The following is a 26862-nucleotide window of genomic DNA, read 5'->3' on the forward strand; positions in this document are numbered from 1 at the left end:
GAAGCGGGGGCGCGCCATGCGTAATCGTGCTTCTCCTGCGGGCGGGGGGTGGATATTGCCAGAATGGACGGGTCTCGTGGGGTCTTGGACGATGGGTCACAAGAGTGATGGACGAGGTACGTGAAGGTGAACTCTGGCGGTTCGCGTATCACGAAGGCGGGGATGGCGAGCGGAATTCGTCTCCGCGGGTCGTCGGCCCAGTCCTTCCCCAGGATCTGCAGCATCGGCTGAACGGGGTCGTCGCTCTCACCTGCTGGCCGCCGCTGGAGGGGGCGCTGAGTCACAGCAGGCTTCCCGACGGTGGCGCGCTCCTGTGCGCCACGAGCCCGGACGACGCACGCGTCGAAGCGTTATACCTCGCCGGTGGGGTCGGCGATCTCCTGCCCATCGACACCTGGCACTCCCCGTCGTGGAGCCGTGGCCAGGCCGTCGCGCCCGAGCCGGGGGAAGGCATCTCGCGGGAGGCGCTGGCGCGTTTCGCCCGGGACAACGCGTCGCGGGTGGCGCCGTTTCTCGCCGACGTGCGGCGCCTGTTCGCCTCGCCCGCCGGACGGCAGATCGTCCTCATCGAGTCCCGGCCCGAGGCGGTGGCCCACTGGATCGCGCTCGCCTGCGCCTCGCTGCCCGGCGACCATGCGCGCACGCTGACGTTCACGACGCGCACCGCCTACCCGCATCGCGCTCCGCAGCAGATCCTCGGCATCGGCCCGGACGTCGATTTCGACCGGTCGGACCCGGCGACCATCGATCACCTGTACCGCGTCCACGACGCCCTCGGCGGCCAGAGCAGCCCGCCCGTGACGGATCTGTGGGACGAGCTGGCGGCTCGGCTGTGGTGGGCGGGAATGCCTCCCGCTGAGGTGTCGTCCGGCACGGTCGGCTTCGATCCAGGCCCTTTGGCGACCTATCTCCTGCATGCGCCGTTCGACAATGATGCTTTATGGCGGCTGGAGTCATTGAGCGACGAACTGCTGCACGGCCTGGCGGGGATCCTGACCACGGTGGTGCGGGGCGACGACCCGCCGTTCGGCTCGCTGACGTGGCTCTGCCGTCGGCTGGCCGAGCGAGACATTCCCGCCGCCGAGCTGGCGATGGCGATCGCGCAGCATCGCCTCTCCGCGGCGCAAGGCCCGCCGTTCCTGGCCGACCTGCCGCTCGGCACGCGTGAGCGAGACGATCTCTACCGCGAGTTCGGTCCCCGCATCGAACAGGATCTGCTGCGCCACCTGGGCGGACCGATCGGGACCTGGGCGCCCGACCTGGAATTCCTCCTTGGAAGAGGGCCGGTCGCGGACGCTCTGGGCCAGGCCGCCGCCGACCGGCTCGCCGATCTCCTGCTCGGTCCCGCGGATGATGAGCGCGACCAGGCACTGGCCTTCCTGAACCTCGTGACCGACACGAGCATCCCCTACGAGGTCCTGCGGAGGCTGGAGAACGAAACGCGCTCGTGGGCCGCGCCCAAGCTGGCGGTCAGGCTGGCCGCTTTCCAAGGGGAGTGGTTGCGCAGCGCCATCGAGGACGACACCTGGTTGCCCTTCCGGCTCGCGGAGGTCGCGTTCCGGCGGGACGACCTGACCGGTCCCGGCCTGCTGGCGCACCTCTTCGAGCACTTGCCCGGCGGCGGCGTCCAGGACGTCCGGGCGCTGGAGTTCGCCTGGTGGCTGGTGTGGTGCGATGCCGAACCCGGCATCGAGGACCTGCCGGAGCTCGCCCGCATCTGCCCGCTGCCCCTGATCTTCGAGGCGAGGCTGGAACGGTGGTTCCTGCCCTGGCTCACCAACGCGGAGCGGTTCGACGACAAGCTGATCGAGCTCGCGGCGGGGTTGGGGAGCACCGTCCTGAACCCGCGCGAGAAGGCCACGAGAGAGCTGCTGCTGTGCGCGCGTGAGTTCGCGGAAGGGATGCCTCCCCTCGTCGAGGCGGTGGGCAGGCTGATGGAGTGGCGGTCACGAGCCGACCCGACCCCGGCCCTCCTTGACGGCGTGTTCGGCAAACTCGCCGCGGGCCTGGCCCAGGCGGACCCGGAGGAATTCTGCAAGCCGCGGGTTCTGGAGCTGCTTCGCGGGGAGCAGGACCCCGGTCTCGCCCACCATTACCGCAAGGCCGTAATGGCCGATATAGAACAACACATTAACCGGCTGGTCTACAACCCCCGGAAGGCGCACTTCATGTTCTGCGCCTGGAGCCACCTGAATGCCGCCACCCCCGCCTGGGGGGAGGTATGCCAGGAGCTTCTAGAAAAGATCATTGGTGCGGTCTGGCAGCGCATGGACGACCGCCGCCGGCGGGAGCTGGACGATCTTTTCGCCAATATCGAGCGCGGCTGGCAGGAAACCTGGACGAACTGGCGCGCGTCTCAGACGCGTCACACTAATGTGGGCGACCAGCCGCAGAGCGGCACCAAATACCAGAGAGGACCAGCGTGAGCGGCATCATCGGTGACCGGATGGCCTTCCGTCCCCTGCACTTCATCTGGCTGCTCGACTGCTCGGGTTCGATGAGCATGAACGGAAAGATCAGCCAGCTGAACTTCGCGATCCGCGAGGCCATACCCGAAATGCAGCAGGCGGCGCAGGACAACCCCGCCGCCGCGCTGGTCGTCCGCGCCATCACGTTCGCCAGCGGCGCGGATTGGCATATCCGGAAGCCGACGCCCATCGAGGAATTCACGTGGGAGGACGTGCACACCTACGGGATCACCGACATGGGCGCGGCGTTCCGGCTCGCGGCCAAGGAACTGGAGACCAGTGTGATGCCCGAACGGGCGTTGCGCCCGGTGCTCGCCCTGGTGTCCGACGGCCAGCCCACCGATGACTGGCGTTCCGGAATGCGCGCGATCGACGCCACGCCCTGGGGCAAGAAGGCGGTGCGGGTCGCCATCGCCATCGGGGACGACGCCGACCGGAACATGCTGAAGGAGTTCCTCGCCAACCCGGAGCTGGAACCGATCCTGGCCAAGAACCCCAGGCAGCTCGTCGCGGCGATCCGCTGGGCGTCGACGGTGGCGATCAAGAACGCGTCCACCCCGAAGACCGAGGGCGACCAGCAGCCCCCCGCGCCGCCGCCCATGGACGACTTCGACGACGTTGACGGCAAGGGCGTCGTCTGGTGACCGTGCCTTCGGGCACCGTGCCGTGGAGTCTGCTCGAAGGGTCCGTCAAGGGTGTCGGCAAGCCGCACAGCCAGGATCACTGCGCGGCCCGTCCGGCCGTGGACGGCCAGGCCATAGTTCTCGCCGTCGCGGACGGCCACGGCTCCAAGCCGCATTTCCGCAGCGACCTCGGGGCCCGGTGGGCGGTGGAGGAGTTCCTCGGGTACGCCGAGGGCTTCGCCGAGGAGGCGGTGCGGTTAGGGGGCGACAGGTCCAAATGGTCCGTGCTCCGCGCCCATGTCCACAGCCTCCCGCAGCAGGTCGTGCATCGGTGGCGGGAACGGGTGCTGCTGCACGAGAGCAATTCCCCCGCCCACGGGGGGCGGGCGGCCCGGTCCGCCGAAGACCTGGAGCGCGTCCTGCCCGTGTACGGCAGCACCCTGCTGGGGGCGGTCGTCACCGAGTGGCTGCTGGTGTGCTGGCAGCTCGGCGACGGAGACGTCGTCCTCCTCGCCGACGAGAGCCCGCCCATGGCGCCCCTTTCCACCGGCCCGGACATCGGGGACGAGACCGATTCGCTCTGCCATCGGGATGCGTGGCGGCTGATGCGGTCGCACTGGCACCCCTTCACCGGAGACGGCTCGTTCCGCGGGGTGCTGATGTCCACCGACGGGCTTTCCAAGAGCTTCGCCGAGCACCAAGGGTTCCTGGACTTCGCCAAGGACGTCGGGGATCTGGTCGTGCGGCGAGGAGCGGACCACGTGCGGTCGGAGCTTCCCGGATGGCTGGGGCAGGCCGCGCGGTATTCCGGCGACGACAGCACGCTCGTGGGCGTGTTCGCGCCGCGCAACGACAGCACCATGATCTTTGACAGGGGAGACGGGACGGCATGAACGGCATGCTGGAGGCCGGACGGTCGCTGGTGACCGAAGCCGGGGGCAAGGTCACCATCAAGAGCCTGGTCGGCTCGGGCGGGCAGGGCGAGGTCTACCTCGTCGACACCTCGCAGGGGCGCCGCGCGCTCAAGTGGTACTACCCCCAGCTGGCGGACGACCGGCAGCGGCGCATCCTCGAAGGGCTCATCGACCGCGGCTGGGACGACGACCGGTTCCTGTGGCCGCAGGCGATCGTCACCGAGGCGAAGTCCGGGCGGCCGGGATTCGGCTACCTGATGGACGTGCGGCCCGCCCGGTTCCGGGACCTGCCCGCGCTGTTCCGGCGCGACAAGTCGGTGTCGGCCACGACCATGCGCACCCTGGTCATCGCCGCCCTGCACACGGTGGAGGCGTACCGCACCCTGCACTCGAAGGGGATCGCGTACCGCGACATCAACATGGGCAACATCTTCTTCGACCCGAAGACCGGCGACGTGCTGGTGTGCGACAACGACAACGCGGTGGTCGAAGGGGAGCCCACGTCCGTCGAGGGCACCATGGACTTCATGGCGCCCGAACTCGTGCGGGGCGATCACGGCGTCCGGCCGAACATCCAGACCGACCTGCACTCGCTCGCCGTCCTGCTGTTCCACCTGCTGATGAACCACCACCCGTTCGAGGGGGCCCAGGCGCTGCGGATCCGGTGCATGGACGAGCACGCCAAGCGCAAGCTGTACGGGACCGAGCCGGTGTTCCTCTACGACCCGAACAACGGCAGCAACCGTCCCGTGCCGGGTGAACAGGCGACGGTCATCGCCACGTGGAACGCCCTGCCGCAGATCCTGCGCGACCTCTTCATCACGACGTTCACGGTCGGCCTGTCGCAGCCGTCACGCCGCGCCCGCGAGACGCAGTGGCGGGACGCGCTGAGCAAGGTGCTGGACGCCATCGCCGCCTGCACCGCGTGCGGGAGCCAGAACCTGACGCAGCCCGGCGGCACGCCGCCCGACTGCTGGAGCTGCGGCCGTTCCGTCACGATGCCCGTCCGGCTGCGGATCACCACGCACCGGGGCAGCCTGCGCACCAGCCGGGTCGTCCATCTCGATCCGCACGTGCGCGTGTACGGGCACCACCTCGTCGACGAGCCCGAACGGCACGACTTCACGGACGTGGTCGGCGAGGTCACCGAACACGCCCGGAAGCCCGGCCTGTTCGGGCTGACCAACCGGACCGACCGGACGTGGACGGCGCGGCAGTCCGACGGTTCTCTCCAGAACGTGCCGCCTGGCCGGACGGTGAGCATGCAGGCGGGTCTGCTCCTGGAGCTGGGGGGCGGCACGGAGGCCGTCTTCGAGAACTAGGGCTTCCGGCGCCTGGCGAAGGGGTTGAGGCGCCGCAGCCAGCGTCGCCACCGCCGCCCCTGGTCATGGCTCGGGCCGACCGGCGGCGCCGTCCAGATGACGGCCTCCGGCCCCGCCGCCCAGGCCGCGTCCGGTGCCCCGGTCGCCGCGTCCGGAATCGTCGCGTCCGGGCGGGCGCCGGGCCAGGGGCGCCGGAGCGGTGGCAGGACGGGCGTGGGCACGGCGGGCAGGATCGCCGTGGCAACGGCGGCCGCGATGTGCACCGCATCCGGACGGGGCACGGTGGTGACCGTGATCTCGCTCTGCTCCCTGGACACGAGGATCACCAAGGCGCCCCTGGCGAGGAAGCGGCTGCGCGGGATCCGGGCCTCCATCGGGACGTCGCCGCGCTGCCAGCGGAGCAGGACCAGCACCGCGGGTTCCGGCCAGGTGAACCGCACCTCGGCGCGGTCGGGTGCCAGCCGTCGCACGCGCAGCCCCTCGACGGCACCGGGATTCTCGATCACCACGGAGGGGCCGGACACCGCCAGGTCGCCGAGCACGCTCACCGCGGCCAGCCGGACGGTCGTCCGGGGAGGCGCGGTCAGTTCCGCCAACGCCTCCGTACCGGAAGGATTGGGAGAACCGGGGGTGCCGGGGGTGCCGACGAGCTGGTGCGCCTGCCGTGCCTCTCCCGGCAACCTGTTGAACAGCTCCGAGACGTCCTCGCCGGGCGGGGAAGCGCCGAACGGCCACCGCACGAGGCACACCTGTCCCGTCGCGGGCCGCGGCCAGGCGAGGGCGACGCGTCCACCGTCACCGACCCGGCGGACGGTCAGCTCTTCGACGGGGGTTGGCCACTGCGCCACCTTGATGGTCACCTGCCGTCCCGGTGACCGCACGGGCCGTCCGTCGAGCCCGGTGTAACCGCAGGTGATGGTGTAGCGGTACTGCCCCGGCTCCAAGGACGGGTCCGTGAGCCCGTCGCGGTCGCAGGGCACGAGCACGGGGGACGACCCGCCGTCCTCTGCCCAACGCATGACCCTGATATCGGTGGCCTCGGGGTGTGGCAGCCAGGACAAGCGTGCGCCGTCCGGCACCTGCACGGCGCGGGGCCGCGCCACCTCGGGGGGCAGCATGACCGGAGACGTGGCGCGCGGCACTCCGCCGATCCGGTCACCGCGCAGAGGGATGACGCAGTAGCGCAGCGGCACGCCCGCGGGCGCGTCGTTGTCCGTCGCGGACGGCGCGGCGTCGGGGCCCCTGACCTCCACCGCCTCCAGCGGGTCCCGCTCCGGGAACCGCAGCACCTTGAACGTGATCTCGCTCGAGCTGGGCGGGCGCCAGTCCAGCCGGACCGTGTCCGCGGCGATCGTCGCGTCCACTTTTACGTCACCGGGCCGCTGCGGTGCGTCCGCCGCGAGCACGGCGGCGCCGAGCAGGCCGGCGTAGGCGCGCTGGTCGTCCGGCATGAGCCGATGCGCGCGCAGCCATGCCTGGCCCGCCGCCCGCAGATCTCCGCTCCGCTGGCGGCGGGCCGCCTCCGCCATCAGCCCGTCCGCCTTCGCGGCCGCGGACCGCAGGCCGGTGACCAGGCCGTTCAGCACATGGTCGGGGGAAGCGGCGGGCAGGTCTGCGGCCAGCCGGGCCGCCTCCCGCAGCCGCCGGGCCGCCACCACCTCGGTGATCGTCTCGGCGGCGTGCCGCGCGGGACCGGCGGCCGGGAAGGTCGCCGCGACCGCCGCCGCCAGCGGGCCCGCCTCGGACCCGTGCACGCCCAGCCGCCGCGCGGCCGCCTCGACCGCCCCCTCGTCCCCGTCCTTGAGCAGGCAGCCGAGCTGCCACAGGACGAGACGGCGCAGCCCCATGGGGTCGTCGCGCTGCACTCCCTCCAGCGTCTCCAGCGCCTCCGCGACCGGCCGCGCGCGGACGTCCCCGGAGGCCGCCCACCGGGCGCGGATGCCGGCGACGAACGCCTGATCCACCCGCTGCCAGAGGAAGCCCCGTTCCGGGGGGAACCACAGGCCGTCCAGGACGAGGAAGCCCTCGCCCGCCGGGGAGGCGCCTTTCGCTCCCGGCACCCACCGCGGATCCAGCAGCTGCGCGGCATGCCGGAAGCCGAGGCCGGTGATGGTGGCGTCCAGGGACCCGTAGTCCGCGACGCCGGGAAGGCCGGGCAGGACGGGCGACGGCAGGTCGCCGCCCGTGGTGGGAGGATCTCCCGGTCGCCACGCCGCCATCACGCCGTCAGTTCCGCGAGGTGTAGAAGTACACCGTCAGCGTGGCGGTGTTGGCGGACCTGTTGAGGTCGTGGAAGTCCTCCGTCGCGGTCTGGGCGGTGAACATGGACGGCCGCGCCTTGCCGAGCAGGGAGTTGACGCGGCGGGCGTAGGAGTTGCCGGCGCTGCCGCCACCGAAGGTCATCACCAGCGCCGCCTCCCGGCCGGACCACGTCTCGGTCCGCTCGGTGAGCTGGTCGACGATGGCGCCCGAGTCGCCGCCCCGCACCTCGAACTTCACGGCCTTCTTGACCAGCGACCGGGGGCCCGTGGGGGTCGGGGACGCGGTGGGCGACGGGCTGCTCGACGGGGCCGCGGTCACGGCCAGCGGGTCGGGCCGGTCGGCCATCGTCACCACCGCCAGCACCAGCACCAGGTCCGCGAACAGCCAGCCCGCCAGCGAGACGATCCCCAGCGGTCCCACACCACGGCGCGGCGTGGGCGGCGGGCTCACCGGTCCGCCCCGGGGTCGGTCCGCGTCGCGGCGCCGTTACCGGCGGCCCCCAGGACCGACAGCCTGTCCATGAGCGCGCGGACGCCGGAGTCCAGCCTGGCCGCGGCGTCCTCCCAGTGCGCGGCCGCCGCGTCCCACCGGTCGGTGGCCGCGACCATGCCCGTCACCGCGCGGTCCGTGCTGTCTCCGCTGCCCACCAGCGCCTGGGCGGCCCGGTCGGCCGCGTCGACGACGGACTGCGAGCGGTCCGTGAGCGCCTTCTGGGACGTGGCAAGGCCGTCGAGCGCGGTGCGTAGCGTGTCGATCGTGTCCTTGAGGCGGTCGGCCATGGCGAGTGCGGCGGTGGAGGCGTCCTTCGCCGCGAGTGCCGCGGCCTGCTCCGCCGACTGGACCGCGCGTTCGATCCGGTCCGCCGCGCCGGTGAGCGGCTGGATCCCCGCGGTGAGGGCGTCCGCCGCGTCCTTCAGGACGGTGGTGGCCGCCTTCAGCTCCTGGGTCGCCTTCCCGGTGGACGTGGCCGTGTCGGTGAGCAGCCGCTGCCTTTCCTCGCTCTCGGCGATGGCGTCGTCCAGCTTGGTCGCGGCGTCGGTCAGCACCGTGGTGAAGCGGTCCGGGGAGACGCTCCGGTGCGGCACCAGTTCCAGTTGCACGTTCGTCAGGACGGCGGCCAGCTCGCCCAACAGCGCCGTATGTTCCACGTGCCGCACGACCGCGGTGCGTTCGGTCTGCGCGCGGGTCCGGATATGCAGGATCGACAGCAGCACCAGCCCGGAAATGATCAATACGGCGGTCAGTGCGATGTTCTCGAACCGCGCAAAACCCGACAGTTCACCACCGAATCCCGATTGCCATAACTGCAGGAAGGGGCGGGTCGCCTGCTCCGGGCTCTTCCTGGCGAGGTCGCCGTAGGCGCGAATGGCCTCCCACAGGCCGAACCAGGTCACCAGCAGCGGAACGAAGATCATCGCACCGAGCGCGATCTCCAGGGCGTGCTCGCGGCCGGGATAGCGGCGCACCCGGCCGAGCACCGAGGTCGGCGCCGGCGGAGCCGGGACGGTCAGGCTCTCCGGCCGGACGAACGTGTTCACCAGATCGAGTTCGGCCCATTGCTCAAGGCGCCGGTCGTCGTTTTCCAGGTCGCCCGCGAGAAGCCGGAGCTCCGCGCTGCGCGGAGCGAGCGCCGGCACTTTCGACAGCCTGGTCAACTTCACGGCGAGCTGTTTCGGCCCCGGCGGACCGGCTTGCTGGGCTTTCTGCGGCAATGCCCCGCCCCCTACGTAGCGCGCATTCGAATCGGCTCCGGAGTGCCGTTGCTGATTTTGTCTTGGGATAGATGCGTCATTTCACTATTTCGCCGAATCGTAACCTCTGCGGGTACGTCCTCCCGGTCCGTCGCGTATGTCAGGTGAGCCGTCGTCGTCGAGCCGCCGGTGCATGGTCCGGGCCTCGGCGTGGTCCGGATCCCACTTGGTGACCGCCCGGAGGGCGGCGAGCGCGTCGGCCCGCCGTCCCTGCGCGTCCAGCTGCACGGCGTGCCGGTAGGTGCGCTCGGCCAGCAGTTCGCGAAGGCCCGTGTTGGTCGGGTCGAGCTGGTAGGCGCATCGCAGCCATCGCTCGGCGTCCTGGAAGGGGGCGGGGTCGTCCTCCGCCATCGCCGCCGCGCGGTGGATCTCGATCATCGCCTCGAAGACGTCCGGCCCGTCCGGACCCGACTGCCCCGCCCAGGCGGCGTGCGACTCCTCCACCGCCTCCCCGTACCGCCGCTGTTCCAGCAGCGAACGCGCCCGCTTCAGCCGCACAACCGAAGCCGAAGGCGGCGTCGACGAGGGCGGCGACGCCGGTGGTTCGACGGCGGTGCGAACGCGCCGCGTGCCGGCACCGGGCGTGCCGGCGCCGGGCGTGCCGGTGCCCCTCGCGTCGGCATCCGGTGTGTCGGCGCGCTTTGCGGAGGCGCGCTGCACGGTGCTCAGCAACGCCTGGGCCTCCACGATGATCTCGTGGAGGAGGCCGGCCGCCGCGTCGTGCTCGCCGCGTTCGATCAGGCGGCGGGCCTCCGCGAGACCGGGAGACGGAGCCGGAGCCGGAGCGGCGAGCCGTGCACCGGCCGGACCGCCATGGACGGTGGGGAGTGCGATCAGGCCCGGGACGTCCGCCTCCCCCGCCCGCTCCTCGACGGCCGTTCCCACCTGAAGATCGTCCGGTCGCGGCTGCGGCGTCCCGCTGAGCCGTTCGGCATGGAGCAGGGCGCCGCGGGCGAGCTGGTCGTCCGGCAGCGGCACGCAGGGCATTCCGAGCTCCGACACCCTCGTGCGGATCTGGTGCATCCGGGTGCTGCCGCCGGCCAGGAGCAGCCCGTCCACGTCGGCGGGCTGGAGCCCCGACTGGTCGAACAGCGCCCGCAGCCGCTCCAGCGTCCAGCCGACGTGCCCGCGCATGTACTCGTCGAACATCGGCCGCCCGATCCCGCAGCCGCCGGCGGCTTCACCGAGGCTGAGCTCCACGAGCTCGTCGCCGTCCGGAGCGGCCAGCCGCTCCTTGACACGTTCGGCGCGCACGCGCAGCAGCCGCCACGCGGACTCGTCGCCGACTACGGAGAACCGCCCATGGTGGCGCAGGAACCGGGTCCACGCGGTGAGCACGTCCCGGTCGAAGAGGGACCCTCCGCACGACGCCGTCCCTTCGCACGCGAGCGCCCTGAAGTGCCCGTGTGCCGCACGGACCAGCCCGAGCTCCAGGCCGCTGTAGCCCATGGCGTACACCAGGAACGTGCCGCTTTCCCGGCCGGCCGTGTGCCCCACGACGGCCGCGAGCGAGTCGCTGATCAGCCGCACCGTGGTCAGCCCCGCGCGGTGCGCGGCTTCCAGCAGGGCGGTCCGCCGCGCGGACTCCAGCCATGCCGGGACGCTGATGACGACCTGACCGATGCCGGCACCGGTCTCCTCCGCCACCCGCTCCCGCAGCCCCCGCAGCGCCCGGGTCACCAGCTCCGCGGGGGTGCCGGTGGTGCCGCCTGACCGGACCGGCCGCTCGTCGCCGAGCAGGGACTTCACGCTCGGGAACGAGAACGGAAGCTCGCCGCCCCTGGCGGGCTCGCACAGCGGCCACGGCCAGTCCACGGCGTCCGTCGGCACGATCCGCCCGGCCCCGTCGGGTAACGCGTAGGCCGCCCGCAGCCGCGTGCTGCCCAGGTCGACGCCCAGGGCGGCACGACCGGACAGGGACGTCGTCCTCCGTGAGGTCATTCGCCCAGCGCGCCCTTCATGACCTTGAGGAGCCCGTCGTAGTTCTGGGCGCCGTGGTTGGCCTGGACGCGGTCCTTGCGCGCCTTCGCCACGAGCGCCTTGAGGATCCGGGCCTGCTCCTCGGCCTGTTCCTGGCGGCCCTCCCGCAGGCACTGCTGCACCGCCTTGATGCTCTCGCCGATGCGGCGCCCGGTCTCGGGTGCGGCGTTGTTGGTCGCGACCTCGGCCACCAGCAGCTCGCTGGCGATGCCGGAGTCGAGCAGGTCGGTGTAGAGGATGTCGGCGAGCCGCCGGTAGTCCGTGCTGTCCCCGTTCTGCAGCGCGTCGAGCGCCCGCTCGCAGTCCCGGTTGATCTTCGTCACCTGGGCGTGGTTCATGTGCTCGCCGTACCTGGTCACGAAGTCCCTGGCCTGCGCCTCGGCGCGGCTCAGGGCCTGCGCGTCGTCGGCCTCGTCCGGTGCCTCCTCGGGCGCCGCGGGCGGCGGCGTGCGCGGCGCGGCACGGTCCAGGGTGGTCTCCTTCACCATGTCGGTGCCGGGCACGCTGATCAGCACCGTCACGATCCGGTCGGCGGTGTAGTTGAAGGTCACGTCCACCCGGCTGTTGACGTCGATCTCCCGGGGCAGCTCGAACCTGACCACGCCCTGTTCGTGGTTGCGGCTCGCCACCGGGTCGTCGCCCTCGTAGACGGGGACGCGGATGAGCCTGCTGTCGGTGGCGTAGAACGACTGCCGCTGCGGCTTGGGCAGCGGGTAGGGCGTGTTCCGCGGGATGATCGGCACGAAGACGTCGCGCTGGGTGCCGCTGACCGCGGCGATCCCCAGCGACATCCCGGTCACCTCGTGCACGCCGGTGTCGCCGACGGTGCGGGCGTTGGCCAGGCTCTGCGCGCAGGCGGCGCAGGTGCCCGCGTCGTCCTCGTTGATCGCCTCGCAGGCCGGGCACGCGACCCCGTGCAGCGTCCCGGCCAGGATCCCCGCGCCGAGGGCGACGCACTCCATCGGGTTGATGTTCCGGCGCACCTTGTCGCGGCGGAACCGCGCCTCGACCGACTCGTACACCTTCCTGGTCAGGGTCGCGCCGCCGACCAGCAGCACGTCGGAGATGTCGCCGGGGGTGAGGCCCTGCCGGGCCAGGGTCTGGTCGACCAGCGTCATGGTCCGCGCCACCATCGGCTCGATCATCTCGTCGAACTCGTCGCGGGTGAGCGGCATCTTCACATCCACCACCAGCCCCTCGGCGCGGTAGGCCGCGGGGATGATGATCTCGGTCTCGGAGTCCTCGTTGAGCTGCCGCTTCGCCTCGTCGGCGGCGCGCTTGGCCACCGCGAGGAACTCCTTGTCGCCGGACGGGTCGACGCCGTGGGTGGCCTTGACCCAGTCGATGATGCGCTGGACGATCTTCATGTCGAAGTCGTCGCCGCCGAGCCAGCTGTCGCCGGAGAACTCCAGCACCTGGAACTGGCCGTGCCCGTCGTGGTCCTTGACGGTGTTGAGGATCGAGATGTCGAACGTCCCGCCGCCGAGGTCGTAGACCAGCACCCGGCTGCGCTCCATCGGACGCTTGCTCAGGCCGAACGCGATCGCCGCCGCGGTGGGCTCGTCGATGATCTTCTTGACCCGCAGCCCGATCTCCTCCGCCGCCTCGCGGGTCGCGGCGCGCTGGGAGTCCCGGAAGTAGGCCGGGACGGTGATGACGGCCTGCGTGACCTCCCGCCCCAGCGTGCGGGACGCGTCCTGGACGAGCTTGCGGAGGATCATGCTGGAGATCTGCGCGGGCCGGTAGACGGCGCCCGCCAGCCGGACGTGCGCGCGGGGGTCGCCGTCGGGGCCGCCGACGATCTCGTAGCCGAGCCGGTCGCGCGTCTCGCGCACCGCCGGATCTTCGAAGTCGCGGCCCATCAGCCGCTTGACCGACACCACCGTGTTCCGCGGCTCCATCGCCACGTACTTGACGGCACCCGCGCCGACCAGCACGGACTCCCGCTCGTCCCGGACGCGCCGGTAGACCACCGACGGGGTGAGACCGCCCCCGTCGGCATTGCTGATGATCTTGGCTTCGGTGCGGTCCGGGTCGTACAGGGCGACCGCGCTGTTGGTGGTGCCGAGGTCGATGCCGATCGCTGTCGTCTGGGTCATCTCTGTCCCCTGGGGTCGGGTGCGGCGGTCAGTCGTCGGAACGGATCAGGTCGTCCAGGAACCCGGGCGGGACGGGGTCGTCGAACCCCCGCACGGCGGGGATCGGCGGCGGCGGGTCCAGGACGACCTCGTCCAGTTCCGCCGCCAGGTCCGGGGACAGCGGCGGGTCCAGTTCCAGGCAGCGGGCCACGCCGGGCGGCTCGCCGGGGTCGCGCAGCGCCGCCTCGACCTCGGCCCGCGCCGCGGCGAGGTCGGCGGCCGGGTCCGCGTCGTAGAGCATGAGGTCGGCCAGCATCCGGCGGCGCACCGTCCGCAGTTCGTTCCATGCCTGCTGGGCCTCTGGCGTCATCGCGCGCCGGGCCAGCAGATCGAACGGAACGTCCTGCATGGCGGCGTGCGAGGTGTCGGGTGTGACGCCGGCGCAGGCCAGCACGTCGTAGGGGAACGGCCCGGGCCAGGCGCCGGAACCCCGAGGAATGATCATGATGCGTCCGTCCCTTCGGGCTCTTGCCGGGTCCGCAGCAGGGTGAGCAGCGCGTCGCGCACGTCGTCATCGTCCGGGGCCAGGCGGACCGCCCGGATCAGCTGGTACAGCGCCCCCCACTGATCGCCGTGGCGGGCCATCCGGCCGGCCTTGCGGATGAGCTCCCAGGCCCGCTCGGTCCGGTCGTCCACGCTGTCCAGGTCGCCGCCGACCTCCTGGATGAGGCCGGACAGGCGGTCGTAGTCGAGTTCGCCGAGCGCGACCGTCTCCAGCGCCTCCAGCGCCCGCCCCAGGGTCCGGACGAACCAGCGGTGCGTGGGTATGGCGAGGAGCCCCGCGTGCAGGATCGCCAGCGCCTCCAGCAGCACCGCCAGCTTCTCGGCGGGTCCCGCGCCGTCGCGCCGGCCGTCGAGGCTGAAGACCAGGGCCCGGGCCAGGTTGTCGCGGGCGTAGGCGTTGGTGGGGTTGATCGCCAGGGCCCGCCGCAGGTCGTCTTCCCCGCTCACCGGATCGGCTTCCTGGTCGTACTGCGTGCACTCGGAGCCGCGCCACACGCCCCGCTCTGCCAGCACCTCGGCATAGCCGGCCTCGTACCGCGCGAGCAGGTCGCCGTCCATCGAGCCGATGACCGGCTTGGCGCGCTCAAGCAATGTGACGGCCTCGTCGAGGCCGGCGCCGCGCCTGCTGCCGCGCTGTCCGGAAAGGGCTTCGATCCTGCCGAGGACCATCCGGGCCGCGGCCCGCTGGGTGCGGACCTCCATGCCGGCGCCGCGGGAGACGCGCAGCGCCGCCGCGAATTCGCTGAGCGTACGTTCCAGGTCGGCGCGTGTGATGGCGATCTGGGCGAGGGCGAGATGAGCGCGGACGGCGAGGTCGGCCGAGTCCTGGATCAGGCGGGCACGGCGCCTGGACAGGAGCGCGTAGGCCGGGCTGCGCGTCAGGAACTCGCCGCAATGCTCACAGGACCGCACATGCGCCGCGCTCGCCGCCGCCTTGCCGGCGCAGTCGCCGGGACGATCGGTCAGCGAACCCGGCGCGACCGGCAGTGCCCGCAGGGCGTCATCGAAGCGGTGCTGCCAGAAGAAGCTCGACGCCGTCGCCAGCTCGGAGAAGAACCAGCGCAGCATGCGAACCGCGTACCTGCCCGGGTCGCGGCCTTCCTCCGCTTCGCGGTCGAGCCGCCTGAGCAACTCCGCGAACGGCATTTCCAGGCCCGCCATCCGCAGGTACCCGGGGCCGCAGACCAGCGGTTCGGCCAGGCGGCCGGCGGGCAGCCCGCCGACGTCCTTCAGCTCCCGGGCCGCGCGCAGCTCGATCTCCAGGCGGTCGATGAGCGCCTGGTAGGCCTGGCCCTGTTCGGTCTGCCCCTGCTGGGCGTGCCGCCGCTCGTATCCGGCCAGCAGCTCGAACAGGGCCTTCTCCACGACGGTCTGGAGCCGCGCCACGTCGCCGGACGCCACCGGACGCTCGTAGCTGACGGCACGTGCCCGCATCCACCGGTCCCAGTGCGCGTCGTCGTAGAGCACCGTCGCCCAGTACGCCAGCGACTGTTCCCAGGCGCGCACGGAGTGTTCCCAGGCGCCGCTCTCATCGAGTTCGCGCGCCTGCCACAGGTGGGCGACGGCGAGGGCGTGCACGAGCGTCATGTCGCCGGGCGAATCGTGCAGCCGCTCCTCCCAGGCGGCGATGGCGTCGTCGCGCCCGCGCGCCAGCAGGAGGAGCAGCGGAACCTCGTCCGGCGAGCGGCGGCACAGCACGTCGAGCAGGTCGGGCCCGTCGTCCGGCGTCAGCTCCGCCAGCCGCTCGCGCAACCGAGGGGGATCGCGCACCTCGTACAGCATCGCGTCCAGCCGCAGCCGTTTGGCGGGGAGCCGCAGCTCGTCCCACGCCACCCGCGCCGGCCAGGTCATCGCGCCGCGTTCCAGCAGCGCGAAGGCGGCGTCGTTGACGACGTCGGTGGACGAGCCGGCGCTGATGCCCGCGCTCTTGAGGGCCAGATAGGGGAACGTCGGGTCGCGCAACGCGCACGGGTCTGGGATGAGGGGCATGTCGGCCAGGCCGTCCGCCCAGGGCACGCCGTCCAGCAGCCACCGCAGCCGCTTCACGCAGGCCTCGGCGCGCCCTCTGAGGTCTTCCCCGTGCCCTTCGCCCGCGTCGAGATGGCCGGGCACCCTCGTGTACGCGTCCAGGGCCGCGCTCCACCGCCCGGCCGCCTCCAGGACGCGGCCCTCCGCGAAGGCCCCGCGGCCGTCGGCGTCCCGGCGTCCCGCACAGCGCCGGTACAGGTCCGCCGCCCGCGGCCAGTCATGATCGGCCTCCGCCAGCCGGGCGCGCGCGTAGTCGCCCAGGACGGGGGCGTCGCGGTAGGCGCCCAGCGCGTCGGTCTCTTCCGCCGCGCCCGTCCAATCCCCCTTGAGCTCGGCCGACCGTGCGCGCGCGTAGCAGGCCCGCTTGGGGACGTCCGCGAAATCTTCCGGCAGCTCTTTGTACGCGTCTGCTATCGCTCGCCAGTCAGGCTCCGCCGACGCGTGCTGCTCGGCCAGCCGGGCCCGCACATAGCCGCGGCGGAGAGGGGCGTCCTCGTAGCCGTCAGGCAGTTCCTCGAACGCGGCCAGGGCCTCGTCCCAGCGTTCATGGGCTTCGTGCGCACGCGCCCGCGCGTACAGGTGCGGATCCCGGAACTCGGCGGAGTCGGCGTACGGGGCGTACAACGCGGCGGCCTCACCCCAGTCACCGGCGGCCTCGGCCTGCCCGGCCCTGGCCTTCCTGCGCAGCAGGCCCACGGCGCCGTCGCGGTCGGCGTCCGCCATGTCGGCGAGCAGGGCCAGGACGGACGCCCAGTCGGCGCGCCCGACGGCGAGACGAGCCCGCGCGAACAGCCTTCTGCGGCCGACGTCGCCATCCTCGAAGGGGTCGCCCAGCCTGGCGAAGCCGTCGATGACGCCTTGCCAATCCCCGCACGCGTCGGCTTTCCTGCCCCGCACGTACAGCACCCGGTCCGCCGAATCCAGGAAGCCGGACGTCTGTTCATAAAGCGCGGCGGCCTCGTCCCAGAGGCGATCGTGCTCCGCCGCACGGCCGGCGGCGTAGTCGCGCCAGGCCGCCCACAGCGCGCGGTCGTCGCCGTCCGGGTCATCGATGAGGTCCACGGCTTGGACGAAGGCGTCTCGCGCTCCCGGCCAGTCGCCGTCCGCCGCCGCTGCGCGGCCCCGCGCGTAGACCGCCCGGGTCGCCGAGCCGGGCACGTCCGGAGCCTGCTCGTAGGCGGCGATCGCGGCCGGCCAGTCCCCCGCCTCCTCCGCCCTCCTCGCCTGCTCGTGGACGTTCCGCCGCAGAGCCTCGTGGGCCGCGGCCTGGCGTTCGCGCACGTCCCTGAAGCCGAGCGGGCGCTCCGCCAGCACCTCGCCATAGCAGCGCAGCGCCGCCGACCAGTCCTCGCAGGACTCCGCCTTGCGGGCCTCTTCGAGCAGGCCGGTCAGCCGTCGCAGGGCGTCCACCTCAGCGGCCAGGCACGACAGATAAGGGTGCTTCTCGCCCTCGGTGGTGTTCCACAGCTCGTCAGTGGTGGCACGCAGTTCGTCGAGCCTGCGTCCGGCCTCCTCCTCGTTCTGTTCCGTCGCCACCGCGGAGCACAGGGCGTCGACCGAGGGCCACGACAGCTCGACCAAGGCCTCGTCATAGAGGCATTGGTGTTCTTCGGAAAGCTCGCGAAGGTCCGCCGGCTGCAGGAGTTCGCGCGCGTCGTCCCACTTGCCCTGGGCGCGCAGGAACCTCGCGGCGGCGATGAAGTCATCGGGGCTGAGGTGGCCGTCCAGATCCCGCACATGCCGCAGGGCGGCACTGCCCTCGCGCAACGGGTCGGTCGTCGGCTCCCGGCCGGCACGGATCTCGCGGGCCTTGAACAGCCGGCCCTGGGTGCAGTCCTCGTGGACGAACAGGACGGGCGTCGTCCACTCGATCGTGGTGTGCCCGGGCAGGTCGGAGATGTAGCGGCGGGCCGTGGTGACCGACTCGTCGATGGTCTTGTTCTTCGCCACGCCGTCCAGCAGCACCGGGCTGAACCGCGCGGCGGCCAGGTCGCTGATCCGGCCCCGCATCGCCACCACGGCGGGCACGCCACGTCCGACCAGCGCCTGCGCCAGGCCGGAGAACGGCTCCAGCCGCGCACCGTCCGCGCCGGCGCAGATGTTCAGCGCCACCAGCCGCAGCTGCCGCGCCTTCGCCAGGATCCCGCTGAGCAGCTGCGCGGGGACCGGGTCGGGCCCGCCGTCCTCGGTCTCCAGGAACACCACGCCCTCACCGCGCTCGGGGTCGTATCTCCCGTGCGCGATGAGCAGGACGGCCGTGGGGTGGTCCGCCTGATCGTCGAGTGCGTCCTCCAGCTTCCTGCGGGTCACCCCGAGCACCACGCGCTTCTTGACGACGGCCTCGGGCAGCTCGCGGCGCAGCTCCGCGATCTCCTTCCCGGCCTGGAGGGGCGGAAGGCCGGTGCCCGCCGGAGAGGCCACCGCCACCAGCAGCCGGATGTGGCTCGGCTCGGACGCGGGGTCGGGCAGCCGCGACCATGGCAGATCTCCGGGCAACGACCGGACCGGTGACACGTCGTAGTTGAGGGCGAGCATCCCCTGCGCCTGGTTCGACGGGGTGGCCAGCGCCTCCACCGGCAGCTCGTCCAGCTCCGGCGGAAGATCGAAGCGCAGCCGCAGCGCCCGCTGCGGCCGCTGCCGCCTGACCCGCCGGAACGCCTCGTCGACGGCCTCGGCGACCGGCCCGCCGAGCAGGCACTGGAACAGCTCGCGGCCGAGCTCGCGCAGCCGGTTGGCCATGTGATCGTCGTTCGTGGGCGCCTCGCCCAGCTCCACGGTGATCAGCCGGTCCAGCTTCGCGCGGAACCCGGCCGCGTCCGGGCCGGGTTCCAGCACCCCGGCCATCGACGTGGGCCCGTTCACCGCCACCAGGTAGCGGCCGGTGCCCAGGCGCCGGACGCGGATCCGCAGCTCTTCGTACTCCAGCGTCGTCCTCACCCCTCGTCGTCCCCGGGGCCGAGCAGGTCGGCGAGGTAGGCCAGATCGTCCTGCACGCCCTTCCGCAGGTCCTCAAGGGTTTGCTCGCCGGGCCACAGCGCCAGCGCCGCGGCGAGGCAGGTCTCCGCCTCCCGCAGGCACCGCCGAGCACCCTGGGCACTTCCGGCGAACCTCTTGCGGTGGGCCAGCATCCGCAGCACCGCACCAAGGCTGACCTGCGCGTTCAGCCGGTAGGGATTGAGCCGCACCGCACGGCGCAGGTCGTCGGCCGGGCCGTCGAGACGCTCGGCGTTCCCGTTGACGGCGATGATGGCCCGGTCGGTCAGGACGGCCGACAGGAGCCCCGCCAGAGGCTCCCGATGGTTGGCGCCCGTCTTGGTGTGCACCATCTCCAGGAGGGCCACCGCCTCGTCGAGGCGGTCGTTGTCGCGCATGCCCTCTGCCCGTTCGCGCACCATGGTGACGATGGCCTGCTGGGTGTCCCAGTAGCGATCGGTCTCCAGGCTCAGGACGATGGCGGCCCCCAGGCATTCATGAACCCACCGGAGGTCGGGCTTCGCCGCACTCAAGGCGTTGCGCCCCAGAAGCAGCCAGATGTCCATGACGAGCGCGTGCGCGTCGCGGGCCAGGCCGCCAGGGCCGCCAGGGCCGGCGGGGCGGGCGGGCGCCGCGGCGTAGGCGGGGTTCAACGCACCGAACGTCGAGCAATCGGGCCCGCAGAGCCGGGGCCGGCGTGCCGCGTCGGGCCCCGACGCATCGGGCGCGTGGCCTCGGCATGATGGACAGCGCAGGTCGAGGGCCGCGTCCAGCGCCTCCCTGACCGTTCCGGCGGCCAGCCGCGTCTCGGCGAAGCCCAGCTGGGAGAACAGGCGCGTCAGCCGGGGCGGCGCGTCGGTCTGGGCGTCGAGGAACGAGCCGAACAGTTCCGTCCGCCCCAGCTCCACCAGCCGCAGCGGGCCGCAGACCAGCGTTGCTCGCCGGCCGTCGTCATGCCGGATCGGAAGCCCTCCGGTGTCGGCGAGGGCCTGTGCCGCCTCCGCTTCGCGCTGGAGGAGCGAGAGCACGGTGATGCGGTGCCGGTCGTGCGCGGCTGCGGGAAGCAGCCCTTCGAGGTGACGCTGCAGCTCGATGGGCAGCGAGGCGACCAGGGCCTGGGGAACCGGCTCGCCGTAGCGGCGCTCGGCCTCCGCGCGGCGGTAGGCCCAGAACGCCTCGTCGTGCAGGACGGCGCCCCAGGCCGCGACGCACCGTTGCCAGCCCGGCTTCGGCGGGACCGCCTCCGCGCGGAGAGCGGTCAGCAGGATCAGGGCGAGGGTGTGCGCCTGCCTGTGGTCGGCCGGGTCCCTTTCGCACGCGGCGTCGAGCATCCGCACGGCCGCCGGGAACCGGCCGTCCAGGGCCAGCACGATCGCGTGAAGGTGAGCGAAACCGGTCGGCACCGCGGCCAGCCGCTGGCTCTGTTCAAGCAGGTCGGCCGCTCTGCTCAGGCCATCGGTCTCGGCGTTCTCCGCCGCCGCGAGAGCCGCGCGGCGCAACAGCAGCGCCAGTTCCCGTTGGAGCCTGCCCGATGGATCGGCATCGGCGCGCCGGATGACTTCGGACGCGGCCTCGACGCGTCCCTCGCGGACTTGGCAGGCCGCGGACCACGGCCCTGCCTCTTCGCCAGCCGGCTGCCCTGACCGGTAGTCGCATTCCGCCAGCAGTGCCTCGGCTCGCGGATCCTGCGGGCAGGTCAGGAGGAGCGTCCGCGCGGCGTCCCACCGTCCGGCCCGGATGTGCGACGCGGCGAGAGCGAGCGCGACCCGTTCGCCGCCTTCCTTTTCATGGAGTGCGGTGAGTTCGCGCGCCGCGTCGTCCTGCTCGCCCAACCGGACGCGGCAGACCGCCTGGGCGTAGCGGATGCGCGGGTCGTCGGGGCGCCCCTGCGCGGCCCTGGCCAGCAGTTGGTCCGCCCGCGAATGTGCGCCGACGGCGTATTCGCGCAGAGCCAGCCGGTACAGCACCCGCGGGTCACCGGGCCGCCGCTTGCTCGCCTCGACGACATGCCGCCAGGCGCGCTGGTCTTTGTCGGGGTCATGGCCGGAGAGCAGTTGCGCCGCGGCATGCAGATGCAGTTCTGCGAGGGCCTCTTTCGGCACGGCGACCGCCGGGGACTTTTCACAAGCTGCCAGCTGTTGGATCGCGGCCTCGTAGTTCTCGCGCTCTATCAGGACACGACCCGCGGCATAACGGGCATATGCCACTAACTCGTTCAGCTCGGAATGGCCGGGGTGCCGCTGCAGCAGGACGGACCACGATGCGACGCTCTCGTCATAACGGCCCAGCCGATAAGCGACCAAACCGTGGTGATAAAACACCGCGTCGCCGGCCTGGCCCCCTTCGACGGCCACTCGGTAATACCGCAGAGCCTCAGCAGATTTCCCCTGCATTTCCAGGGCGAACGCCAGCATGCCGTGCGCGAGCGCGGAACGGGACGGGTCGTCGTCGACCAGTTCACAAAGAGCGGTCTCGGCGGAGCCCCACGCACCCTTTCGCAGCGCAATGCACGCCATCACCCACAGGTCGCTGGAGTCGAGCGTCCGGTGCCGCATCGCCGCACTGAGATCGGCCAAGGGGCCGTCGATCTCCCCCATCCGGATGCGGGCGTAGGCGTCGGCCGGCCCCTCCTTGCTCGTCTCCATGCTCCAAGCCCTGCTCCGTACCGACTTCTGCCCCGGCCGCCCGTCCGGCGAACCGTGCCGCGCCCTCAGCCGACGATCTCGTCGGACACGGATCGCCAGCATCCTCGGGCCCTGTCGAAATGGAGGGGCCCGCTCTGGAAGCCGCTCAGGTCGAGCTCGAAGAGCTGCGCGTACGCCGCGACCGGGAGATCCGGCTCCAGCACGATCTCCAGCTCGGTCTCGCGGTCGTGCAGCACCATCGGCCTCGGGTCGGCGGCCTCGCCGTCCTCCCGCCTGCGCACGCGTCCGGCCAGCCGCTTCATGCCGTCATAGAAATCTTCGGCGACCACGGAACCGAACCCCGCGAGGAACGCCTGCAGCGGCAACGACAGCAGCAGGACCCACTCGGTGTCGCCGAGCCCGCGGGAATCGATGGGGCGCCTGATCCGCACGTCGAGCTCGAAACCCGTGAGATCTCCGACAATGTCGCGCTGCCGCTCCTCGGAAACCTCTCTGCTGATCAGAAGCTCGGCGCGCAGCGGCATGGCCGCATCCCCTCCGTAACACCCAAGAAAGTTTCCGCGCAGACCCGCCCTCCGCTGCGTGCCGCACGTATTACAGAATATGACGCAGCATAGGGCCCGCCGGTTCCCCTGGACCGACAAAAGCCTAAACGATCACCTATTGCGGTACGGGACATCCGGCACTCCGTTCATGGGGATTGGAGATTGCAGCGCGTACACGCCTCAGGGGCCGATTCCGAACGGACTTCCGGGCAGTGGCCGCAGGACCAGCAGAGGTAACTGGAATCGCGGACCCAGCATGGCGGCGCCAGGAGGTCCCGGGAGAAGAGGCGGTCGAGATGGTCGCCGTCGCCGCCGGTGCGTTCGGACAGGCCACTTACGGTCAGGACGGGATAGCGATCATTACATTTCGGGCAGCGCCTGAGTTCCCATGTCGTGGTGCCGCAATGGTGGCATGTGCACCGGTACGTCTCGTCCTTCCACCGGGAGAAGGCGCGGACCGGATCGGGCGCCTCGCGAAGGCACACCGGACAGGTGGTCAGTGACCTGACGGTCTGCACGGCGGCCAGCAGCCCGGCTTCGAGGGCCTTGAGTTCGTCCCGGTTGTCTCCCTGGTGGCGGGCCTTGTCCGTGCGGGTGCGCAGATCGGCCAGGGACGCCCGCATCTTCTGGACCTCGGGGTGGGCGGCCGGGCGAGTGACGAGCAGTTCCCCTGGACGCCATTCGATCCAGTCGAACCGGTCCGCCCACTCCCTCGTGCCGGAGATCCTGGTGGCGATCCGGACGGGATAGCCGCGCATGATCTGACCGTCCAGCGCGGCGCGCAGCGCTCTCGCGACGCGTCCGATACTGCCCAGGTCGGACGGGCTGACCGGCACCATCCCGGGCGTCGTTCCCCTGCCGCGCGCCTCATGCGAGGCCAGCCGCGCACCCACCGGCAGATCCTTGCGTTCGGCGATCTCACCGGGATAGACGACGATGACCGCCGCACCGTCGGGCACCCCCAGCCCGGCCGCGATCCGGTCGAACGGCACCTGCCCGGCGGCGCTCGTCAGCGCGTGCGGAAGCGGCACCACCCGCAGGACCGGACGCTCATCAAGGAGGAGCGCGAACGTGTCGTCGGGCGAACGGTCGAGGCCGGCCAGGTGACCGCGGTACTGGAAGCGGGCGCCCGGACGGCCGGCCACGGGTGCGGGTGCAGAAGATCTGGCGGCGTCCAGGCCGAACAGTTCCAAAGCGCGGAGCACGAGCAGCAGGACGTAGCTCGCGAAGTCCTCGCACCACGCCGCCACGGCCTCGGCGGACTTCTCCGTGCCGTCCCCGCCCTGCCGGGCCGCGACCTCGGCGTCCCAGAGGCTTCGGCAGTGCCGGTAGTCGGGATGGTTGTCCCAGAGATTCGTCGGCCGCAGCCGGGGCGGGCCCGCGTACCGTCCGCGAACGCCCTTGCGCAGCTCCGAATCGAGCAGCGGAGCCAGCGCGTCACGCAGGTGGGCCAGTTTCCCGTGGACGGCCTGGATGCGTTCCGGCAGGCCGTCGTCCTCCACCAGCCGGCCGATCATCTCGTAGAGCCGTTTCCGCTCCCGCCAGTGCTTCCGTTTCTCGACCTCGTCCAGCAGGTCCGGCGCCCGCCCGACCATCTCCTCGATCGACTCGATCTCGGCGAGCCTGGTGAGCACGTGCTCCCACAGCCGTTCCACGAGTGTCGCGACGACCCGGTTCTCGTAGAGGTCGTGATCGGCGGCCTGGACGGGCGTCAGCAGCCGGGCCGGTTCCACGCCGCGCAGCCTGCGGGTCGCCCACGTCTCGCTGTGACCCGCGAGGTAGGTCACCGTGCGCCAGGTGATCCGCCGCGCCTGGCTGACCGGCACCAGCACGTGCTCGGTGCGCAGCCGGGCGTGCGGATCGTGGCACACCTTGCGCAGGTGACCGAACTCGACGCGCAGCCGGTCCTCCAGGGGATGCGGCGTCAGGCGTTCCTCGACGCCGTCGACCATCGGCAGGACGGCCATCCACTCCGCCAGCGGTTTCCCGTCCCGCTCCAGGCCGCTCAGCTCGCCGGCGACCGCGGTGACGCTCTCGACCGTGATCGGGGCCGGGATCGGGGCGGTGCCGAAGTCGCCGGTCGTCCAGCGGGCACCGGCGCTGCGCAGGGTCCATCGCGTACCGCCGGACGCAAGGTAGTCGCCCGGCCTCAACGTCCTGTTGCCCAGGCTGTACCCGTGCTCGTCCAGGGGAACTTGATAGCGCCCCAGGAGCACCGGCGAGGACGGAAGTGGCACCACCGCACCGGTGACGCGGTCCCAGAGCGGGGGACCCTCGCTCATGCGGTCCCCCGCGACCTGATCTCGGCGCGCAGCGCCCGCAGCGACCGCGACGGGTCGGTACCCGCGAACGCCGCCGTCCAGCGCGCCTGGATGAGCCCTTCGAGCGCGCGCAGGTCACCGACCGGGATGTCGACCCGCCCGGACAGCTTGCGCAGGATCTTGGTGGCGAGCAGGTGGTCGGCGGCCTCGCCCGCCGCCCCGCCCGCCCCGACCGTCACCGGGACGAACCGCCGCGCCTGCCGCTGCAACCGGCTTCCCCAGGACACGCCGAACTCGTCCCGGAGCCGCGGCCCGAGCTCCTTGTCGAAGAACTCGAGCACCTGGTCGGTCTCGCCCTTGTGCTTGTGCACCGCCCGGTCGAACGAGCTCTGCAGGTTCTTCAGCGAAACGGGCAGCAGCGGCTCGGGCTCGTCCACCTCGAACCGCACCGGGCTGGACGGCAGTTCCAGGACGTGGGACCGGTCATAGGTCTTGTCGGCGAACCTGACCGTGGTCTCGTCGTTGTTGGCCGTGCCGATGAACCAGACGTTGTCCGGCAGTTCGATGGCCCGGCCGTCCCGGAGCAGGGCAGGCGCGGGATCCACCCGGGACGTCATCAGCCGGATCAGCGGCCGCTCGGCCGGGTCGCCCTCCTTGCGTTCGAGCGCCGAGAGGAGATCGCTGAAGTACTGCTCGGGATGGGAGAGGTTCATCTCGTCGAGCACGATGAGGAACGGCTTGTCCTTGTACAGGGGAAGCTGCGCCTTGTAGAGCGCCTGCGTGAAGTCGGTCTCGTAGAACTTGCGCTCGAAGGGGTTGTAGTACCCCAGGAGGTCCTGCGGGCTGCGCCATTCGGCCGCGACCGCGACCATCTCGCACCCCGCCCCGATGACGCGGGCGAACGCCTCGGGCAGCCTGCTCTTGCCGATGCCGCTGATCCCCTGGAGCAGGTGCAGGCGGCTGGCCGCCAGCCCGGCCAGGAAGCACCTCATGTCCGGCACGGAGTAGTACAGGCCCAGGGCGGCGGCCATCCGCCGGCGCACGAGCCCGACCAGTTCCGCCAGGTCGACGAGCCGGTCCGGCAGGTCGGGACGGTAGGCGAGGGAACGGTCGGCGTCCATGCCGAAGCAGGCCGGGAACGGCGAGCTCACCTGGGCGTCGGCCTGGAGCTGCTCCAGCTTGACCGTGTGCTGGTGGATCTCGTCGGACAGGGTCCGGTTGAGCCGCTCCAGCGCCTGGTTGATCATGCGGGAGTTCTCCCGCTCCACCGCCGAGATCTTCGCCGCCGCGACGTGGCGGCGCAGGTCGGCGTTCGCCTGGAGCAGTTCCCCGTGCTCGACGGTCAGGTCGTGGACGCGGGCCTGGAGCCCGGCGACGTATTCGGCGTTGCCGGCGGGCTCGGCGACCACCCTGGCCTTCAGCTCGGCGTTCTCCGTGCGGAGCCGGTCGAGCTCGGCCTTGACCTCCGGCGCGGCGCGCCCGCCCAGCTCGACCGCCGCCGCCTCATGCCGGGCCAGCTCCTGCGCGCGCTTCTCGGCCAGCTCGCGCACCTTCTCGTAGCGCTGCTGCCAGCCGAGCGCGTTCTGCCGTTCCAGCTCCAGTTCGGCGGCGTGCTTGGAACGCAGATCCTTGACGCGGTCGTCCACTTCCTGGTTCAGGAACTCCTCGCGGGCCTCGAGGCGACGTCCCATGCGCCGCTGCTCAAGGCCGGTTCCGTCGAGCTGGGCGGAGCGTTCTTCGAGTTCGGCCGTCCGTTCCGAGAGCCGCTTCTCCTGTTCCGCGAAGCGCTTGGCCTGGCGATCCTCTTTTTCGCGCAGTTCGTCGTCGAAGGCGGTCCGCCGCCCGTCGAGTTCGGTGCGCAGCCGCTGGAGCTGCTCGTCCCTGAACCCCGCGAATCCGCTCTTGGCCTCGGCCTCCTGTTCCAGGACGCGCTGCGCGCGCTCGGCCACCTGTTTCTCCCGGCCGGCCAGGGCCTTTTCGCGCTCGTCGAGCTTCGCGACCTCCGCCTCGTGCGCGGCGCGGTCCGCGGCCAGCTTGTCGACGCCCGAGGCCAGGCGATCCATCTCCGCCCGGTGCTTCTTCTCCAGCTCGGTCTTGGCCGCTGTGAAATTGGCCGCGCGCCGATCGCCGAGCGTGTGGGCGCGTTTGGCCTGGACGATGGCCTGGCGCAGTTGCTCCACGTCGATGCCGCCCGTGGCCTCGGTGCCAGTGGCCTCGGTGCCGTTGGCCTGTCCGTCCTCGGACGCGGCGGGCAGCCCCTCCTCCGCGAGCATGGCGGCGGTCTCCTCGGTGGCCTGCTCCTCGGCCGCCGCGAGCCGCGCCGCCTCGCTCGCCAGCTCACCGAGATCACCGGCCGCGGTGTTGCTGCGCTGCGCGGTGTTGTTGTGCTGCGCGGTGTTGTTGCGCTGCGCGGTGTCCCGCTGCCTCTTCTTGTTTCGCGGTGGCATG

General features: G+C 71.8%; 15 protein-coding genes. 4 read left to right on the forward strand and 11 right to left on the reverse strand.

Annotated features, from left to right (window positions below):
* Positions 1-107: 107 nt before the first annotated feature.
* From ACH34S_RS25740 to ACH34S_RS25755, 4 genes are read left to right on the forward strand one after another with little or no spacing between them, the layout of a single operon-like run.
* A complete protein-coding gene (locus tag ACH34S_RS25740) occupies positions 108-2426 on the forward strand; it encodes a GTPase-associated protein 1-related protein (protein WP_395955354.1) in 2319 nt (772 codons plus the stop codon).
* Positions 2423-3112: a hypothetical protein gene (locus ACH34S_RS25745; RefSeq protein WP_395955355.1), complete on the forward strand. Its 690-nt coding sequence runs from the start codon at positions 2423-2425 to the stop codon at positions 3110-3112. Before ACH34S_RS25740 ends, ACH34S_RS25745 begins: the two co-directional genes overlap by 4 nt.
* Entirely contained in the window at positions 3109-3984 is an 876-nt protein-coding gene (locus ACH34S_RS25750; protein ID WP_395955356.1) for a protein phosphatase 2C domain-containing protein, read from the forward strand. Before ACH34S_RS25745 ends, ACH34S_RS25750 begins: the two co-directional genes overlap by 4 nt.
* On the forward strand, positions 3981-5327 hold the full coding sequence (locus ACH34S_RS25755; RefSeq protein WP_395955357.1) for a hypothetical protein: 1347 nt from the start codon (positions 3981-3983) through the stop codon (positions 5325-5327). The genes ACH34S_RS25750 and ACH34S_RS25755 overlap by 4 nt, the downstream gene beginning before the upstream one ends.
* On the opposite strand, the gene ACH34S_RS25760 is transcribed toward ACH34S_RS25755, so the two are convergent.
* The 11 genes from ACH34S_RS25760 to ACH34S_RS25810 all read right to left on the reverse strand — a co-directional run bounded on the left by ACH34S_RS25760 (position 5324) and on the right by ACH34S_RS25810 (position 26861).
* Positions 5324-7546: a hypothetical protein gene (locus tag ACH34S_RS25760; protein ID WP_395955358.1), complete on the reverse strand. Its 2223-nt coding sequence runs from the start codon at positions 7544-7546 to the stop codon at positions 5324-5326. The two genes, ACH34S_RS25755 and ACH34S_RS25760, sit on opposite strands and share 4 nt — an antisense overlap.
* Before the next feature lie 7 nt (positions 7547-7553).
* The gene (locus tag ACH34S_RS25765; protein ID WP_395955359.1) at positions 7554-8039 is read right to left on the reverse strand and encodes a hypothetical protein; all 486 of its coding nucleotides are present in this window, start codon (positions 8037-8039) and stop codon (positions 7554-7556) included.
* Positions 8036-9226 (reverse strand): hypothetical protein, encoded by a 1191-nt coding sequence (locus tag ACH34S_RS25770; RefSeq protein WP_395955360.1) that lies wholly within the window; start codon positions 9224-9226, stop codon positions 8036-8038. The genes ACH34S_RS25765 and ACH34S_RS25770 overlap by 4 nt, the downstream gene beginning before the upstream one ends.
* 159 nt (positions 9227-9385) lie before the next feature.
* A complete protein-coding gene (locus ACH34S_RS25775) occupies positions 9386-11281 on the reverse strand; it encodes an Hsp70 family protein (protein WP_395955361.1) in 1896 nt (631 codons plus the stop codon).
* Positions 11278-13419: an Hsp70 family protein gene (locus ACH34S_RS25780; protein ID WP_395955362.1), complete on the reverse strand. Its 2142-nt coding sequence runs from the start codon at positions 13417-13419 to the stop codon at positions 11278-11280. The genes ACH34S_RS25775 and ACH34S_RS25780 overlap by 4 nt, the downstream gene beginning before the upstream one ends.
* 28 nt (positions 13420-13447) lie before the next feature.
* The gene (locus ACH34S_RS25785) at positions 13448-13903 is read right to left on the reverse strand and encodes a hypothetical protein (RefSeq protein WP_395955363.1); all 456 of its coding nucleotides are present in this window, start codon (positions 13901-13903) and stop codon (positions 13448-13450) included.
* Complete coding sequence (locus tag ACH34S_RS25790) at positions 13900-18927, reverse strand: CHAT domain-containing protein (RefSeq protein WP_395955364.1); 5028 nt, start codon at positions 18925-18927, stop codon at positions 13900-13902. Before ACH34S_RS25790 ends, ACH34S_RS25785 begins: the two co-directional genes overlap by 4 nt.
* Complete coding sequence (locus ACH34S_RS25795; protein ID WP_395955365.1) at positions 18924-21608, reverse strand: tetratricopeptide repeat protein; 2685 nt, start codon at positions 21606-21608, stop codon at positions 18924-18926. Before ACH34S_RS25795 ends, ACH34S_RS25790 begins: the two co-directional genes overlap by 4 nt.
* Positions 21609-21673: 65 nt before the next feature.
* Complete coding sequence (locus ACH34S_RS25800) at positions 21674-22132, reverse strand: hypothetical protein (protein WP_395955366.1); 459 nt, start codon at positions 22130-22132, stop codon at positions 21674-21676.
* Positions 22133-22299: 167 nt separating this feature from the next.
* The gene (locus tag ACH34S_RS25805) at positions 22300-24435 is read right to left on the reverse strand and encodes a DUF2357 domain-containing protein (protein WP_395955367.1); all 2136 of its coding nucleotides are present in this window, start codon (positions 24433-24435) and stop codon (positions 22300-22302) included.
* Positions 24432-26861, reverse strand: a complete 2430-nt coding sequence (locus ACH34S_RS25810) for an AAA family ATPase (RefSeq protein WP_395955368.1) — start codon at positions 26859-26861, stop codon at positions 24432-24434. The genes ACH34S_RS25805 and ACH34S_RS25810 overlap by 4 nt, the downstream gene beginning before the upstream one ends.
* Between the last annotated feature and the right edge of the window lies 1 nt (position 26862).

It is taken from the genome of Actinomadura sp. 3N508 (assembly GCF_044326375.1).
In the GTDB taxonomy this organism is placed as follows: domain Bacteria; phylum Actinomycetota; class Actinomycetes; order Streptosporangiales; family Streptosporangiaceae; genus Spirillospora.

Coding starts and splice junctions, on each gene's coding strand:
- ACH34S_RS25740 (WP_395955354.1), top strand. CDS start 108: ATGGACGAGGTACGTGAAGGTGAACTCTGGCGGTTCGCGTATCACGAA.
- ACH34S_RS25755 (WP_395955357.1), top strand. CDS start 3,981: ATGAACGGCATGCTGGAGGCCGGACGGTCGCTGGTGACCGAAGCCGGG.
- ACH34S_RS25760 (WP_395955358.1), bottom strand. CDS start 7,546: ATGGCGGCGTGGCGACCGGGAGATCCTCCCACCACGGGCGGCGACCTG.
- ACH34S_RS25775 (WP_395955361.1), bottom strand. CDS start 11,281: ATGACCTCACGGAGGACGACGTCCCTGTCCGGTCGTGCCGCCCTGGGC.
- ACH34S_RS25780 (WP_395955362.1), bottom strand. CDS start 13,419: ATGACCCAGACGACAGCGATCGGCATCGACCTCGGCACCACCAACAGC.
- ACH34S_RS25785 (WP_395955363.1), bottom strand. CDS start 13,903: ATGATCATTCCTCGGGGTTCCGGCGCCTGGCCCGGGCCGTTCCCCTAC.
- ACH34S_RS25795 (WP_395955365.1), bottom strand. CDS start 21,608: ATGGAGACGAGCAAGGAGGGGCCGGCCGACGCCTACGCCCGCATCCGG.
- ACH34S_RS25800 (WP_395955366.1), bottom strand. CDS start 22,132: ATGCCGCTGCGCGCCGAGCTTCTGATCAGCAGAGAGGTTTCCGAGGAG.
- ACH34S_RS25805 (WP_395955367.1), bottom strand. CDS start 24,435: ATGAGCGAGGGTCCCCCGCTCTGGGACCGCGTCACCGGTGCGGTGGTG.
- ACH34S_RS25810 (WP_395955368.1), bottom strand. CDS start 26,861: ATGCCACCGCGAAACAAGAAGAGGCAGCGGGACACCGCGCAGCGCAAC.